The following is a 15644-nucleotide window of genomic DNA, read 5'->3' as shown; positions in this document are numbered from 1 at the left end:
CCCCGCCGGACTCCCCACCGGCAGACGTTACGCCGGAGCCGGGCGCTCCCCTGAGCCTCGGACAATGAGCCGGGTGGGCACGTTGATGGTGCGTGCGCGGGAGCGGTCGCCGTCGAGGCGTGCCAGTGCCGTGGTGGCAGCTGTCCTGCCGATCTCCTCGGCGTCCTGGGCGACGACCGTCAGGGCCGGTTCGAGGGCCTCAGCGAGTTCCACGTCGTCGAAAGCGACGACGGCGACGTCGTTCCTCTTGCTGCGGGCGAGTTCGGTGACGATGCCCAGGGCGACGATGTTGTTGCCGGCGAACAGAGCGGTGGGGGGATCGGCCGAGTCGAGCAACTGGGAGGTGACGGCGCAGGCCCCTTGCTGGTCGTGAGCGTTGGCGACCAGAGAGCGGTCGTAGGGGATGTCGGCTTCCTGGAGGGCCTCTCGGTAACCGGCGAGGCGTTCACGGCGGGTGTAGAGCTTGGTGGGCAGGTCGCCGACGAAGCCGATGCGCCGGTGGCCATGGGCGATGAGGTGGGCGACGCCGTCGAGGGCGCCCGTACGGTTGGAACTGACCACGCTGTCCGTGGACAAGCCCGCCCCCGGGCGGTCGAGGAAGACGACGGGCAGGCCCCTGGTGCGGTGGGCCTTGAGGTGGGAGTGGTCGGCGCCGACGGACGGCACGACCATCAGAACGCTGACGCGGCGGGCGAGGAACTTGTCGGTCAGATCGCGTTCGCGGTCGGGGTCGTCCGCGGAGGAGCCCATGAGGAGGGTCAGTCCTCGTTCGCGGACGGTGTCCTCGATGCTTCGGGCCACGGCTCCGAAGAAGGGGTTGCCGAGGTCGGGGATGACCAGTCCGATGGTGGTGTCGGGCCCGCCGACGCGGATGTTGCGTGCCATGAGGTTCGGCTGGAAGCCGAGTTTGGCCACGGCGGCGAGGACCTGTTCCCTCGTCTCCGCGGAGGCGGGTCCGTCCTCGTTGAGGACGCGGGAGACGGTCTTGGCGCTGACACCGACTTCTCGTGCGACGTCGGCAAGGGTCGGGCGGCGGTTCGCTGCCATGGGGGACTGTCTCCTGTGCTCGTCGGTTCCGGCCGCGGCCTCGGCCGGAAACCTGTGAGTGCGGGTGGTCAGGTGGCCTGGACTCCGGCGGCCTTCGCGGCTGCGGAATCCGCTACGACCGTATCTCCGGCTTCGTCGACGCTGAGCGCGCCGGTCATGATGGCGACGACCTCCGCCATGGAGTAGTCGGAAGGCTTGATCACGGCGGCGCGCCGGCCCAGCCGGTGGACGTGGATCCGGTCGGCGATCTCGAAGACGTGCGGCATGTTGTGGCTGATCAGGACGACCGGCATGCCCTTGTCGCGGACGCGGCGGATGAGGTCGAGTACCTGTCCGGACTCCTTGACGCCGAGGGCGGCGGTGGGTTCGTCCATGACGACGACACTGCGGGCCCAGGCGACGGAACGGGCCACGGCAACCGCCTGGCGCTGTCCGCCGGAAAGGGTCTCGACCGCCTGCGTCAGGGAACGCAGCCCGATCTTGAGGTCGGCCATGTGTTCGGCGGCCTCCTGGCGCATGCGCTTCTTGTCCAGCATGCGGAAGACACTGCCGAGGACGCCGGGTCGGCGCAGTTCGCGGCCGAGGAACATGTTGGAGGCGATGTCCATGGAGGACGCCACCGCGAGGTCCTGGTAGACGGTCTCGATGCCATGGGCGCGAGCACTTTGCGGACCGGAGAACTGGATCGGCTTGCCATTGAGGCGTATCTCGCCCTCGTCCGGGACCACAGCACCGGTGAGGGCTTTGATCAGGCTGGTCTTGCCGGCACCGTTGTCGCCGATGACGGCGAGGACCTCGCCGGGCAGCAGGTCGAAGTCGGCGCCGTCGATGGCGGTGACGTGGCCGTAGCGCTTGACCAGACCGCGGGCCTGCAGGACGGGGGTGGGGGAGGAGAGGGCGGTCATCGTGCCTTCTTCCGGGAGATCTGGTCGACGGTCACCGCGAGGATCACCAGGACTCCGGTGATCAGGGTCTGGTAGATGGAGGCGACGCCCATCAGTTGCAGGCCGTTGCGGAAGACGCCGACGATGAGGACGCCGATGAAGGTGCCCAGGACCGAGCCGCGTCCGCCGAAGAGGCTGGTGCCGCCGAGGACCACGGCGGTGATGCTGTCGAGGTTGTCGGTCTGTCCGGCCTGCGGATCGCCCACTCCGGTACGGGAGATGAGCAGCAGGGCCGCGATGCCGTACAGCACACCTGCGGTGGTGTAGACGCCGATGGTCAGCCGGGAGGTGCGGATGCCGTTCAGCCGAGCCGCTTCCTGGCTGTTGCCCAGGGCGTAGACGTGCCGGCCCCAGCCCGTGCTGCTCAGCGCGTAGGCGAGGAGGAGGAACAGGGCGATGGTGACGAGCGAGCCGTAGGTGATGTCGGTCTTGCCGAGCGGGAAGGTCTGCCCCAGGGCCGTCAGCGGTCCGGGCAGGCTGGTGACGGTCTGCTCCTCGGAGTAGATGTGGGTCAGAGCGAACGCCACGTTGAGCATGCCGAGGGTGACGATGAACGGCGGCAGCGGGATCTTCTGCACCAGCAGTCCGTTGAGCAGACCGAAACCGCCGCACACGACCAGGCCCAGGGCGATCGCGGCGAGCGGCGACAGGGAGCCCTCGGCCGCCATCTTGGCGATCACGATGCTGCCGAACGCCATCACGGCCCCGCACGACAGGTCGATGCCCGCCGTCAGGATGATCAGCGTCTGGCCGATCGCCAGCGTGCCGACGACCATGACCTGCTGCACGATCAGCGAAAAGTTCCCACCCGTGAGGAACTGGTCGGTCGAGACGGAGAAGAACACACAGGCCAGCAGGAGCGCGACCAGCGGGCCGGTGGTCGGTTGCGTGAGCAGCCTGCGGACCGTGGTGGGCGTTTTGAGTTCGGCGTACGGCGAGGATGTGGACGGTGGCGTGGACGTGGCAGTCATGCGAAGTCCTTGACGGAGAATGAGAGGGCGGCCGACTCCCGGTCGGGAAGGTGGGAGCCGGCCCGCCGACTGAGGGGAAAGGCGGTGCGGGAGGCCCGCGGGGCGGCTCAGCCCCAGCAGTTCTCCAGGCCGTAGGCGGTGTCCTTGGACGTGACCCCGTCCTGCGCCTTGTCGGTGATCAGCGTGACGCCGGTGTCGGTGTAACCCGAGGCCTTCTTGCCGTCCTTGGCGTACGTCACGACGGCCTTGACGCCCTCGGCGGCCATCTTCAGCGGGTACTGCTGCGAGGTCGCGGCGATCTTGCCGTCCTTGACGGCCTGGGTGCCCGTGCAGCCGCCGTCGACCGAGACGATCAGCACGTCCTTCTCCCGGCCCTTGGCCTTCAGCGCGGTGTACGCGCCCAGCGCGGCCGGCTCGTTGATGGTGTAGACGACGTTGATGTCGGGCGCCTTCTGCAGGCAGTTCTCCATCGCGGTCTGGCCCTTGGCCTGGTCGCCACTGGTGTCCTGGGCGCACACGACGTCCTTGTCGGTGGCGCCGAAGCCCTTCAGGAAGCCGTTGTGCCGCTGGATGCCGACGGAGACGCCCGGGGCGAGGTCGAGGGCGGCTATCTTGGCGGCCTTGCCCTTCATGGCGGCCTTGGCGTACTCGCCGATCAGCTCGCCCGCCTTGAGGTTGTCGGTGGCGAAGAGGGCGTCGACCGCGCTCTCCGGTTCGGTCGGGGTGTCCAGGGCGATGACCAGAACGCCCTTGGCCTTGGCCTTCTCGATCGCGGGCACGATCGCCTTGGAGTCGCTCGGGGTGATCAGGATGCCCTTCACCCCGGCGGCGACCATGTTCTCGATGGCGGTGACCTGCCCGGCGTTGTCGCCGTCGAACTTGCCGGCCGCGGTCATGAGCTTGACGCCCTCGGCCTTTGCGGTCTTCTCCGCGCCCTCCTTCATCTTGACGAAGAACGGGTTGGTGTCGGTCTTGGTGATCAGGCCGACCTTGACCTCACCCGAACCGGCGCTGGACGAACCCGATCCGGAACCGGAGCCGGACCCGCAGGCCGTCAGGGTCAGGGCCGCGATGCCCGTGACAGCGGCGGCTCTGAAGAGGGAGGAGGGCAGGCGAGTGGTGCGAGACATGATCGACTCCTGTGGGATAGCGAGCGGCACGGGGGTCGGGATTGAGAGCATGCCGCCCAAGATGTCATCGTTGACCTATGTCATCGTTGACTCTGCATGGCGAGGATGATGGACTCCGGATCCCGGCAACGTCAATGCCTTCCACTCGTCACAAATCGGCAACGTCCGTACCCGGCGTCCCCGCGCAGGATCAGCGGATGCGTCGCGACGCGGCCCCTTTGCCCCACTTTTCGAGAGAGAGCAGCCCATGAGCCCGCGTCAGATCACCGTTCTGGGAGAGTGTGTCGCCGACGCCTTCACCGAACCGGCCAGCGCCTCGAACGAACTCGCCCTGCGGGTGCTGCCGGGCGGCGGACCTGCGAATACCGCGGTGGCCCTGGCCCGCCTCGGCACCCCGGCCCGCTTCCTCGCGCGCCTGTCCGGCGACGTGTTCGGGCGCCTGTTCCGAGCCCACCTGGAAGAGTCCGGCGTGGACCTGTCGTGCGCCGTCGCTGCCGTCGAGCCCAGCACGCTGGCCGTGGCGGAACTGGATGCCACGGGGCAGGCGGCGTACTCGTTCCATGCGCAGAACACGGCCGACTGGCAGTGGACCCCCGGCGAACTGGCGAAGGTGGAGCTCTCCGAAGCTGCCTGTGTGCACACCGGGTCACTGGCGCTGGTCCGTGAGCCCGGCGCGGCGGTGGTGGAGGAATTCCTGGCGGCGTCCTCGCCTCAGGCCACCATCAGCATCGATCCCAACGTCCGGCCGCTCCTGGTGAATCCCCAGGTCTACCGCGACCGGCTGGCGCACTGGTGCGGCCTCGCGGACGTGCTGCGGCTGAGCGAGGACGACCTGGATCTCCTCCTGCCCGGGACGCCCCCCGAGCAGGCGTGCGACACCTGGCATGCGGCGGGGGTGCGGCTCGTCGTGATCACGCGCGGCGCCGAGGGCGCTGTGGCCTCACTCGACGGGGAGCGGGTGCAGATGCCCGCGGTGGCGACACCGGTCGTCGACACGGTCGGTGCGGGGGACTCCTTCACCGCCGGACTGCTGCACCACCTCGGCGCCCAGGGACTCCTCGGCGGCAGGCTGACGGACCTGCGTCTCGCCGATGTCGAGGCAGCCTGCCTGTTCGCCGTGAAGGTCGCGGCCCTGACCTGCTCGGTTGCCGGCCCCAATCCGCCGTGGCAGAGCCAGGTGGCACAGCTCGCGACGGCCGGCGGGGCCTGACACGCCGGCAGCACGCGCCGGAGCAATCACGCCCTGGCCATTGACGTGACGACGGAGTTTCGCCCATCATCAGGCACTCGATGTCATCGATGACACAGGTCAACGATGACACTCCTGGTCGGCGGCGTGGACGACGCCGCCCGCCAGGGCGTCAGTTTCCGGCCGGTCCATCGCCAGGGCCGCAGGCTCCGCCGAGTGGACGGCCACGGCACAGGAGACATCATGAGCTCTGGACGTGTATTCGGGCATGCCCGCATGCGGTTGATGGCGGCGGTGGCGACCGTCTGCGCCTTGTCCGCAGCCCCGCTCGCCCCGCAGGCCGTCGCCGCCGACACCCCGCCGTACGCCGAGACCTACAGGCCCCAGTTCCACTTCACTCCGCAGAAGAACTGGATGAACGACCCCAACGGCCTCGTCTACTACAAGGGCGAGTACCACCTCTTCTACCAGTACAACCCGAACGGCAACTCCTGGGGCGACATGTCCTGGGGGCACGCGGTGAGCCGGGACCTCGTTCACTGGGGGGAGTTGCCGCTCGCCCTGTCGCACGACGACGAGGAGATGGTGTTCTCCGGCAGCGCGGTCGTCGACTGGAACAACACCACCGGCTTCGGCACGAAGAAGAACCCGCCCATGGTGGCGGTCTACACCAGCGCCTACAAGAACGGCGGCAAGCAGGCGCAGTCGCTCGCCTACAGCACCGACCGCGGCCGCACCTGGACCAAGTACCAGGGCAATCCGGTCATCGACATCGGCTCGAAGGACTTCCGCGACCCCAAGGTCCAGTGGTACGAGCCGACCAAGAGCTGGTTGATGACGGTGTCGCTCTCCGCCGAGCACAAGGTGCAGTTCTACTCGTCGAAGAACCTCAAGGACTGGGAGTTGCTCAGCGAGTTCGGGCCCGAGGGCGCGACGGGCGGCGTGTGGGAGTGCCCCGACCTGTTCCCCCTCGCGGTCGACGGCGACGAGAACAACATCAAGTGGGTCCTCGTCGTCAACATCAACCCCGGTGGAATCGCAGGCGGTTCGGCCGCCCAGTACTTCATCGGCGACTTCGACGGCAAGAAGTTCACCGCCGAGGACAAGGGCACCTACACCCCGCCCACCGGTCAGGTCGTGCAGGACTTCGAGAGCACCGACTTCGGTGCGTGGACGACCACCGGCACCGCGTTCGGCCAGGGACCGGCGGCCGGGGCACTGGCCGGGCAGGGAACCGTCACGGGCTTCGACGGCAAGGGCCTCGCCAACAGCTTCCACGCAGGTGACGGCACCACCGGCACCCTCACCTCACCGGAATTCACCGTCGACAGCTCCTACCTGAACTTCAAGGTCGGCGGTGGCCGGCATCCGCACGTACCCGGAACCGTCATGGAACAGGGGCCCCCGCCCGCGGGCACGGTCCTCGCCGACTTCGAGGGCGGCACCTACGGCGACTGGACGACGACGGGGGACGCCTTCGGCACCGCACCCGCCACCGGCACCCTGCCCAACCAGCAGGAAGTCTCCGGATTCCTCGGTGACGGCCTGGTCAACAGTTACCTGAACGGCGACTCCACCACGGGCACCCTCACCTCGCCCGAGTTCACCATCGACAAGAACCACATCAACTTCCTCATCGGCGGCGGCAACCACCCCGCCGGCTCCGACCACCCGACCGCCGTCGAGCTCCTCGTGGACGGCCAGGTCGTGCGCAGCGCCACCGGACAGGACGGCGAGGCTCTCAACTGGGCCTCCTGGGACGTCGGCGACCTCGCCGGCAAGAAGGCGCAGATCAGGATCGTCGACGACAACACCGGCGGCTGGGGCCACCTCAACGTCGACCACATCGTGCTGTCCGACGCCCAGGCCCAGCGCGTCTCCCAGGAGACGTCCGTCAACCTGATCGTCGACGGCAAGGTCGTCCGGAGCGCGACCGGCGCCGACAGCGAGACCCTGGACTGGGCGTCCTTCGACATGCGCCCGTACGTCGGCAAGAAGGCGCAGATCCAGATCCTCGACATGAACACCGCCGGCTGGGGCCACATCCTGGCCGACCGGTTCACCGCCGCCGACGCCCCCGCCAAGTCCGGCCTGCAGCGCGCCGACTGGGCCGACTACGGCAAGGACTACTACGCGGCCGTCTCCTGGGAGAACGCACCTGGCGGCAAGCGGTACATGATCGGCTGGATGAACAACTGGGACTACAGCGGCGCCATCCCCACGTCTCCCTGGCGCGGCGCGCAGAGCATCCCCCGGGAGATGGCCCTGCGCACCATCGACGGCCGGATCCGGCTGACCAGCAAGCCGGTCGACAGCGTGAGGTCCCTGCGGCAGGACCCGGCGTCCGCGACCGGGGTTACCGTCAAGAGCACGTCCAAGCCCCTGATCGGCCGTGCGGCCGAGGGCAAGGCGCTCGACATCGAGGCGACCTTCTCCCTCGAGGACGCCGAACGGTTCGGCTTGAAGGTGCGCGCGGGTGCCGACGGCGAGGAGACCGTCATCGGCTACGACACCACCACGCAGGAGCTGTACGTCGACCGCAGCCGCTCCGGCGCCGTGGGCTTCAACGCCACCTTCCCCGGCGTCCAGACCGGCCCGCTCAAGGCCCAGAACGGCAAGGTGAAGCTGCGGATCCTGGTCGACTGGTCGTCCGTCGAGGTCTTCGGCGGCAACGGCGAGGCAGTGATCACCGACCAGATCTTCCCCGACCCTTCCAGCACCGGCGTCGAGGTCTTCGCCGAGAACGGCTCGGTGACGCTGGACAAGGCCGTCGTCTGGCACCTCGACTCCGCCCACAAATGATCCCCGCTACCGACAAGGACACCAGACCGTGAAGAAGACCCTGCTCGCCGAGTTCACAGCCCGCGAGGGGGCGGAGGCCGAAGTCGCCCGCCTGATCGGGGAGTACGCCCTGAAGGTGCGCGAGGAGGAAGGCAACCTGGCCTTCGACGTCTACACCAAGGCGGCGAACCCCCGCGCCTTCTGGATCTTCGAGGTGTACCGGGACGAGAACGCCTTCCAGGCGCATCTGAACGCCCCGTACGGCGGCCCCTTCAACACCGCCCTCGCTCCGCTGATCGAGGAGGACGCCTCCGTGCTGACGTTCCTCGATCCGCTGGCCACGAATCCGTGACGAGCCGTTGACAAGGGCCCCCGCGGGGGGCGCACTGTCATCCCGCACTCACTTGCCAAAACGATGGGGCACGGCATGGGCAGGCGGATCGGGACCAAGGACGTGGCGGCGGCCGCCGGCGTCTCGGCCACGGCCGTTTCCCACATCCTCAACGAGGTCGAGGGCAAGCGGATCGACGCCGAGACCCGGTAGCGCGTTCTCGACACAGCCCGCGAGCTCGGCTACGCGCCCAATGGCCTGGCACGCTGGCTGCGTCTGAAGCGGTCGAACACCTCGGGGCGCAGGAGGAGGCCGCCAAGGACGACTCCGCCATGGCCACCGCCGGATGGGGTTCCTCAACAACGTCGACGACGTCCCGGCCACTCACGGACGGCTCGCGGGATACCGGCAGGCTCTTGCCGAGGCCGGTGTCCCCTCCCCCCCGGCTGGTGGTGAGCAGGCCAGTGACGCCGTCGGCGGGTACCGGGCGTCGCTCGGGCTGCTGCAGGGAACGGAACGACCCACCGCGCTGTTCTGCTTCACCGACCGCATGGCGATGGGCGCGTACCACGCGACGGCATGTACCCCGGGCTGACCACCGTGGCCCTGCCGCACTACGAGAGGGGGGCGCGGGCTGTCGAACAACTGCCCGCGTTGACGGACGCAATGGGCCGGGGGACTGGTTCGGCTGTCCAAAGCTCTGTCGACCGGGGCAGAAGTGGCAGGCAAACACCACGTGATCACCGACGCCGCCGGCATCTCGCCCGCCGCCACGCTGACCGGCGGCAACCGCAACCTCGTCACCTGGCTCATCCCGCTGCTCCAGGCGGTACCGCCCGTGGGCGCAAACGCGGCCGGGGATGCGCCGTCCGCTGACGACTGCCGCGGCCGCCACGTGGGAGCTTGGGCGCGTTCACGCCGGTGTCGCGCAGCCGCTCGGCGCGCGGCCATCCCCGCGCGGAAGTTGGCGGGGTTCGGGGGCGGTCGTGCCCCGGTTCGTGGGGGGCGTGCCCTCGGCCCGGGGTGACCTCGCCCTGGCCTGGGGCGGTCGTGTCCCCGGCTCGGGGGTGGCCTTGCCCTTGGCCTGGAGGCGGCCTTGCCTCGACCGGGGCGAACTCGCCCTGGCTGGGAGCGATCGTGCCCGGCTCGGGGACGGCCGTGCCCTCGGCCTTGCCTTGTCCCGGGGGCGCCCCTGCCCTCGGCCCGGGTCGACCTCGCCCTGGCCTGGGAGCGTTCGTGCCCCGGTCCGGGGGCAGCCGTGCCCCTCGGCCTGGGGCAGCCTGCCCGGGCTCGGGAGCGACTTTGCCTCGGCCCGGGAGCGATCCGCCCCGGACCGGGGACGACCTTGCCCCGGCCCGGGAGCGGCGTGCGGCGGATCGGCGTGACCTTGCTCCGGCCCCGGAGTGATCGGGCCCCGGCCCGGGGACGGCCCTGCCCCGGCCTGGGGACGATCTCGCCCCGGCCTGGGGACGGCCTGGCCCGGCTCGGGGACGACCCCGCCCGCCCCGGAGACAGCCTCCCCCGGCCCGGGAGCGGCGTGCGGCGGATCGGCGCGACCTTGCTCCGGCCCCGGAGTGATCGGGCCCCGGCCCGGGGGACGACCCCGCCCCGGCCCGGAACGACCCCACCCGCCCCGGAGACAGCCCCGCCCCGGCCCGGGAACGACCCCACCCGCCCGAAGACAGCCCCGCCCCGGCCCGGAACGACCCCGTCCTGAACGGGCGACCGCCTGACTGGATGTTTGTCCGGTGCCCGCGTGCCGCCGTACGGGTGACGGGTTCACTCGACCCGACGGACGGGGCCCGGCCCGCGTACCACCGGTGCGGCGCGTCGCGTTGCCTGGGCATGGACAGCACTGAGACGGTGCGGCGCCCTCTCGGGAACGACGCCGCTCCCCGGTCGTTTGCCGAACTCACCAGCGGATACGGGGGTCATCCGCCCATCTACGCGGCGCTCGTCGCCGAGTGGCAGGCCAGGGGCCACGCGGTCCCGGAGCACCGTGACGGCCAGTGGGTCTCCTTCGCGGCCCCGGCCGCGAGCGAGACCTGGGCCGCCGTCACCACTTGGACCGCCGGCCGGCACCCGGGGACGGCCACCCCCGACGGCACTCGCCTCACCAGCAGTCAGCCACCGCGTGCTCCGCGCTGACCGGCGCCAGCACGGCGAGGGTCTCGGTGGCCTCCCGCAGGGCCGACTCCAGCGTGCCCGGGGCGTGCAGGCTGCCCGTGCCGTCCGGCGGGACCAGCCACTCCAGGCGCCCGGCGGGCCGGTACGGTGGCGGCACGGCGACCCAGGAGCCCCGGCCGACGTGCCGGACACCGGAACCGACCCACTCGCTGACGGGGTCGGGTGGCAGGAAGAAGCCCACTCTGCGTGCCGCGCAGTCCACCAGGGTGGGGCCGGGCGGCACCTTCAAGGGGTCGCGCCACAGATAGTCCAGGGCGAGCAGGCCGAGCCGGTCCGGGACGCTGAGCACGTCCCAATACCGCCCCGCCTCCACGAGCGCCATGCCCGTGCCGTAGTCCCACTCCCGCTTGCACTCCTGAGGGTCCCGGGCGGCCGCGGCGAGCCACTCGACGGCTTGCTTCCACATCACGCTCTGCATGGCCACCCCAGGCACAGTCGGTCGCGCCCCGACGGGCGCACGCTGGACACGGGCCGGTGACCCGCGGAGCCTCGGGCTCCGCGTGCCGGTCCGGCACTAGCCATGCTCGTAGATATTTCTACGGTCTGGAAGGGGTGGCGCGGCCTGGCGTTTGGGTCGGGCATGTCCCGGTCGAAAGGGGGCAGGCGGAGATGGATCCCGTAAGGCCTCGGTCAACTCCGTGCGCGTCCATGCCGCCCCGCTGAAACCGGCCATCGAGGGGTGGACGACTGGGGGAGGACCCGGGGAGCGCGCCGGGCGGATGAGGCGCCGTTGCCGGAAATGCGGGGTCTTTCAGGCATGCCCTCCGCCCGGCGATCACCGCCGTCGTGCAGGAGGTGTGGGCAGATCCACGAGGGCGCGCGGGCGTGATGTGTGGATCGCGGAATTCTGCCTTCACGAAACCTCCCACTGTGCTGGCCAGAACCCGTCTTGTTCGGTCAACTCCGAAAGCAGCAGGGTGGGTTGAGCACTTGAGCATCAGGAGTCACAAGCGCGCTGCTTGACCCGTGTGACCGAACCGCACGGGTACTGACGGGGGAACTGATGAGGTGCGCGTGTGTCCACCGTCCACGGGCGGGGGCCAGGTCCTCGCGTACGGCCGAAACGTCTCTCCCTCACCTCTCTTGGTGCCTTCATCCGGTGCCCTAGACAGGGATAGGAGGGGGAATGCCGATGAGTGCAGTGAGCGCCGCCAAGCCGACGTATCCCGGTGTCTACGTCGAAGAGCTTCCCAGCAGCACCCGCACCATCTCGACCCTGACCACCTCGGTGACCGCCTTCGTGGGCCACACCCGGCGCGGTCCGCTGAACGAGCCGGTCCGCGTCACCAGCTTCACTGAGTTCGAGCGCCGCTTCGGGGGGTTGAGCGCCCAGAGCGCCGTCGGCTACGCCGTTCACCAGTTCTTCGGCAACGGCGGCACCGTCGCCGTGATCGTCCGTGTCGCCAAGGCCGGCAGCGGCAAGGCGGCCTGCGTCACGCTGGAGTCCACCGAGGGCCACAGCGAGTGCGACGTCCTCAAGGTGCACGCCAAGGAGCCAGGCGTGTGGGGCAACGGCCTGCGCGTCGCCGTCGACTACGACACGCCCCGCCCCGACGAGACCTTCAACCTGCGCGTCCACGACGCCAAGGGCGAGGCCCGCGAGAGCTTCACCGGCCTGTCCACCGACCCGTCCCACGGCCGGTACGTGCAGACCGTCGTCAACGCCGGCTCCCGGCTGATTCGCGTCGAGGTCGTCGGCGAGGGCCGGCCCGACCCGTCCGGCACCGTCTCCAAGCCGTTCGGGCACGAACTGCCCGACCTGGCCGTGGACCTCACGGTCAAGATCGGCGACGTCGAGCGGGAGTTCACGCTCTACGACCCCGACTGCGACGGCGAGGCCCCGCACTCCGTCGCCGAGCTGGCGCTGCTGCTGGAGCGCAAGCTGCGCGCCCTGCCCGACGCGCCCGGCAAGCACGCCTTCGCGGGCGTCGAGGTCACCGCCTTCGGCCGGCGCATCCAGGTCGTCGCGGGCTCCACCGACCCCGAGGACGTCGTCCGCTTCCTCGGCGAGTGCGCCAACGACCTGGGCCTGGAGGCCTCGGTCAACCCGCCCGTCTTCCCGTTGGAGGGCGGCGAGGACGGCGAGGCGCCCGGACCGCGCGACCTCATCGGCTCCGAGGCCGACAAGTCCGGCATCCAGGCGCTGCGCGGCGTCGCCGACGTGAACCTCCTCGTGCTGCCCGAACTCGCGGCGTACGAGAAGACGGAGGACGCCGTCACCGTCGTCTCGGCCGCCCAGCGGCTGTGCCAGGAGAGGCGGATCTTCCTGCTGGTCGACGCGCCGAGTACCTGGGTCAGCGTCGACACCGCCCGGGCCGGGCTCGCCGCCTTCGACGCCGTGCGCGGCAACCACGCGGGCCTGTACTTCCCGCACCTCCAGCTCACAGACCCCCTCACGGGTCGGCTGCGCTCCTTCCCGCCGTCCGGCGCGGTCGCGGGCGTCATCGCCCGTACGGACTCCGAACGCGGCGTGTGGAAGGCCCCGGCCGGCACCGAGGCGCGGCTCGCCGGCGTGCACTCCCTCACGGTCAACCTGACCGACCGCGAGACCGGCCTGCTCAACCCGCTCGGCGTCAACTGCCTGCGCACCTTCCCGGTGACCGGCCCGGTGGTCTGGGGAGCGCGCACACTGGAGGGCTCCGACGCCCTCGACAGCGAGTGGAAGTACGTGCCGGTGCGGCGGCTCGCCCTGCACGTCGAGGAGAGCCTCCAGCGAGGCCTCCAGTGGGTGGTGTTCGAGCCCAACGACGAGAACCTGTGGCAGCAGATCCGGCTCGCCGCCTCCTCGTACCTGCACACCCTCTTCCGCCAGGGCGCCTTCAAGGGCGGCACCCCGCGCGACGCCTACTTCGTCAAGTGCGACAGCGACACCACGACCGACGAGGACATCGAGAACGGCATCGTCAACGTCCTCGTCGGCATCGCACCGGTCCGGCCGGCGGAGTTCGTGATCGTCAAAATCCAGCAGACGTCCGGGCAGTTCGCGCTCTAGGCGCGGGGAATCGTGGAGAACTGAAGGAATCCGATGGCTGAGTTCACGGTCAACGCGCATCGCTTCGACCCGTACAAGAACTTCAAGTTCCTGGTCCTGTGGGACGGTCGTACGGTCGCCGGCATCAGCAAGATCAGTCCCCTGAAGCGGACGACGGAAGTCGTCAAGCACCGGCACGGAGGCGACCCGTCGTCTCCCCGCAAGTCGCCGGGCCGCTCCGAGTTCGAGGGCATCACCCTGGAGCGCGGGGTCACCCACGACCCCGAGTTCGACCGCTGGGCCAACAAGGTCTGGCAGGTCGGCGCGGGCCTCGGCTCCGAGGTGTCCCTCGCCGACTTCCGCAAGGACATAGTCATCCAGGTCCTCAACGAGGCCGGCCAGGTCGCCGTCTCCCACAAGCTCTACCGGACCTGGCCCAGCGAGTACCAGGTCCTCGGCGAGCTGGACGCCAACGCCAACGCGGTGGCCATCCAGTCGCTGAAGCTCGAGTGCGAGGGCTGGGAGCGGGACTACGAGGTGCCCGAGCCGGAGGAGCCGTCGTCCCTCAACCCAGCCTGATATAGGGCCAGTTGAGTAAACGGGGGGAGAACATGGCGATCACCGGGGCGGCCGAGCTGCTGGCCACCTGGGAGGCGGGCCTCGCCGAGGCACCGAACGGGCGCGCCCTGCTGCTGCACCGCACGGCCCGCCCGGACGCCGACGCCGCGAGCCTGCCGGTACTGCCGGTGGGGGAGCGCGAGGCCGACCTGTTCGCGCTGCGCCGGGCCCTGTTCGGGGAGCGGATGCAGGTACGGCTGGCGTGCTCGGCGTGCGGGGAGGACATGGAGTTCGACCTGGACGCCGGGGAGCTCGCGCGGTCACTGGCCGGGCGAGGCGCCCCGGGCGACTCCGTGGTGCGCGTCCGGCAGGACGGCTGGGACGTCGAGTTCCGGCTGCCCGGTGTCGCCGACCTCACGGCGGCGGCCCGGGCGGCGGACCCGCGTGCCGCCCTGCTCGCGCGGTGCCTCGTCTCGGCGGTGCGCGACGGGGCGGCGGTGGGCGCCGGTGAGCTGCCGGTCCCGGTCCAGCGCCGGATCGCCGAGGCGGTCGAGGCCGCCGACCCGGGCGCCGACGTGACGCTCAACATCGCCTGCCCCGAGTGCGGCGAGCCCACCCGGGCCGAGCTGGACATCGCCTCCTACCTGTGGACCGAACTGGACGCCTGGGCAAGGGATTTGCTGCTCGACGTCCATCTGCTCGCCACGTCGTACGGCTGGAGCGAGCCGGAGATCCTGGCGCTCAGCCCGCTGCGGCGCCGCTACTACCTGGAGCTGTGTGCGGATGTCTGACGCCGACGGGGCGCCGGTTCCCGACTTCCTCGACCGGCTGATCGCCCGGCACACCCCGGCCGCCGCCGGTCCACGCCCGGGTGTGGTGCGGGTACGGCCCCGGCTGCCCGGGCCGTTCGAGCGGGTCGAGGCGGTACGGAGCACGGCACCGGAACCGGACGACGGCACCGACCTGCTGTGGCCCTCCACCACGCCGTCCGCCGTACGGCAGGGGGACGCGCCACGCCCGGCCACGTCCCCGGCCCGGCTGCACACGGAACGGGAGCGGACGGTCGTACACACCGAACGCGCCCCGTCCGACCCGGCACCCCCTCCCGCCCCGAGGGCCCTGCCCGAGGCACCGCTTCTGCGCCCCGTCGCGCCTCTCGCCGCCGAGCCGCGGCCGATGCCCGACGCCGTGCAGCGGGCGGCGGGCCGTGGGCGTCCGGAGCGGGGCGCACCCCGGACTGCGGCGTCCGTACCCATCCCCCCGGGTAGGGACGCCGCTTCCCCCGCCACTGTGTCCGCGGCACTGCGCCCCAGTGCCGCGGACACAGCGGCAGCCCGGGACGCCGTACGGCAGGCCGCGGCGCGGCGGCCCTCGCGGGCGCCCGAGCAGGTGGTCCAGGTGCAGATCGGGCGGCTGGAGGTGACGGCCGGACCGTCGCCGTCCGGCGGCGCCCGGCAGCGTACGTCGTCGAGGGAGCGGCCGGGCGTGACCTTGAGCCTGGCCGACTATCTGGCGCGGGGGCGGGAGTGACATGA

15 protein-coding genes and 1 pseudogene are annotated in these 15644 nt (G+C 70.6%); 11 read left to right on the top strand and 5 right to left on the bottom strand.

Features of this window, described 5'->3' with window-relative positions; translation table 11 throughout:
* Positions 1 to 27 precede the first annotated feature (27 nt).
* The 4 genes from ACIBNA_RS34725 to ACIBNA_RS34710 all read right to left on the bottom strand — a co-directional run bounded on the left by ACIBNA_RS34725 (position 28) and on the right by ACIBNA_RS34710 (position 4092).
* Entirely contained in the window at positions 28 to 1047 is a 1020-nt protein-coding gene (locus ACIBNA_RS34725; protein WP_399169154.1) for a LacI family DNA-binding transcriptional regulator, read from the bottom strand.
* Between the two features lie 68 nt (positions 1048 to 1115).
* Positions 1116 to 1952 (bottom strand): ATP-binding cassette domain-containing protein, encoded by an 837-nt coding sequence (locus tag ACIBNA_RS34720; protein WP_399169153.1) that lies wholly within the window; start codon positions 1950 to 1952, stop codon positions 1116 to 1118.
* A complete protein-coding gene (locus tag ACIBNA_RS34715; RefSeq protein ID WP_399169152.1) occupies positions 1949 to 2962 on the bottom strand; it encodes an ABC transporter permease in 1014 nt (337 codons plus the stop codon). Before ACIBNA_RS34715 ends, ACIBNA_RS34720 begins: the two co-directional genes overlap by 4 nt.
* A 107-nt stretch (positions 2963 to 3069) precedes the next feature.
* The gene (locus ACIBNA_RS34710; protein WP_399169151.1) at positions 3070 to 4092 is read right to left on the bottom strand and encodes a sugar ABC transporter substrate-binding protein; all 1023 of its coding nucleotides are present in this window, start codon (positions 4090 to 4092) and stop codon (positions 3070 to 3072) included.
* A gap of 247 nt (positions 4093 to 4339) precedes the next feature.
* Here ACIBNA_RS34710 and ACIBNA_RS34705 point away from each other — a divergent pair, with 247 nt between their 5' ends.
* The 7 genes and pseudogenes from ACIBNA_RS34705 to ACIBNA_RS34675 all read left to right on the top strand — a co-directional run bounded on the left by ACIBNA_RS34705 (position 4340) and on the right by ACIBNA_RS34675 (position 10541).
* The gene (locus tag ACIBNA_RS34705) at positions 4340 to 5302 is read left to right on the top strand and encodes a carbohydrate kinase (protein ID WP_399169150.1); all 963 of its coding nucleotides are present in this window, start codon (positions 4340 to 4342) and stop codon (positions 5300 to 5302) included.
* 222 nt (positions 5303 to 5524) lie between these two features.
* Positions 5525 to 8083: a GH32 C-terminal domain-containing protein gene (locus tag ACIBNA_RS34700; RefSeq protein WP_399169149.1), complete on the top strand. Its 2559-nt coding sequence runs from the start codon at positions 5525 to 5527 to the stop codon at positions 8081 to 8083.
* Between the two features lie 28 nt (positions 8084 to 8111).
* Entirely contained in the window at positions 8112 to 8414 is a 303-nt protein-coding gene (locus tag ACIBNA_RS34695) for a putative quinol monooxygenase (RefSeq protein ID WP_399169148.1), read from the top strand.
* Positions 8415 to 8489: 75 nt separating this feature from the next.
* Positions 8490 to 8606, top strand: coding sequence for a LacI family DNA-binding transcriptional regulator (locus tag ACIBNA_RS34690; protein ID WP_399169147.1), 117 nt, complete (start codon positions 8490 to 8492; stop codon positions 8604 to 8606).
* Between the two features lie 133 nt (positions 8607 to 8739).
* The gene (locus tag ACIBNA_RS34685; RefSeq protein WP_399169146.1) at positions 8740 to 8988 is read left to right on the top strand and encodes a substrate-binding domain-containing protein; all 249 of its coding nucleotides are present in this window, start codon (positions 8740 to 8742) and stop codon (positions 8986 to 8988) included.
* A 101-nt stretch (positions 8989 to 9089) separates the two neighbouring features.
* Positions 9090 to 9234, top strand: a pseudogene (locus ACIBNA_RS34680) (IS5/IS1182 family transposase); the annotation flags it as partial.
* A gap of 1004 nt (positions 9235 to 10238) precedes the next feature.
* Positions 10239 to 10541 carry a hypothetical protein gene (locus ACIBNA_RS34675; protein WP_399169145.1) on the top strand — a complete coding sequence of 101 codons (303 nt, stop codon included), beginning with the start codon at positions 10239 to 10241 and terminating at the stop codon, positions 10539 to 10541.
* On the opposite strand, the gene ACIBNA_RS34670 is transcribed toward ACIBNA_RS34675, so the two are convergent.
* Positions 10507 to 10998 (bottom strand): hypothetical protein, encoded by a 492-nt coding sequence (locus tag ACIBNA_RS34670; RefSeq protein ID WP_399169202.1) that lies wholly within the window; start codon positions 10996 to 10998, stop codon positions 10507 to 10509. The two genes, ACIBNA_RS34675 and ACIBNA_RS34670, sit on opposite strands and share 35 nt — an antisense overlap.
* A 708-nt stretch (positions 10999 to 11706) precedes the next feature.
* Here ACIBNA_RS34670 and ACIBNA_RS34665 point away from each other — a divergent pair.
* The 4 genes from ACIBNA_RS34665 to ACIBNA_RS34650 are packed head-to-tail and all read left to right on the top strand — an operon-like array spanning position 11707 to position 15639.
* Positions 11707 to 13572 (top strand): phage tail sheath family protein, encoded by a 1866-nt coding sequence (locus ACIBNA_RS34665; protein WP_399169144.1) that lies wholly within the window; start codon positions 11707 to 11709, stop codon positions 13570 to 13572.
* Positions 13573 to 13605: 33 nt separating this feature from the next.
* Complete coding sequence (locus ACIBNA_RS34660; RefSeq protein WP_399169143.1) at positions 13606 to 14130, top strand: phage tail protein; 525 nt, start codon at positions 13606 to 13608, stop codon at positions 14128 to 14130.
* 32 nt (positions 14131 to 14162) lie between these two features.
* Positions 14163 to 14900: a hypothetical protein gene (locus ACIBNA_RS34655; RefSeq protein WP_399169142.1), complete on the top strand. Its 738-nt coding sequence runs from the start codon at positions 14163 to 14165 to the stop codon at positions 14898 to 14900.
* Entirely contained in the window at positions 14893 to 15639 is a 747-nt protein-coding gene (locus tag ACIBNA_RS34650; protein ID WP_399169141.1) for a hypothetical protein, read from the top strand. Before ACIBNA_RS34655 ends, ACIBNA_RS34650 begins: the two co-directional genes overlap by 8 nt.
* Positions 15640 to 15644: the final 5 nt, after the last annotated feature.

It is taken from the genome of Streptomyces sp. NPDC050164 (assembly GCF_044459945.1).
Lineage (GTDB): Bacteria > Actinomycetota > Actinomycetes > Streptomycetales > Streptomycetaceae > Streptomyces > Streptomyces coeruleorubidus_A.
The sequence above is the reverse complement of the archived record's forward strand: the minus strand, read 5'-3'. Positions and strand labels throughout refer to the sequence as shown.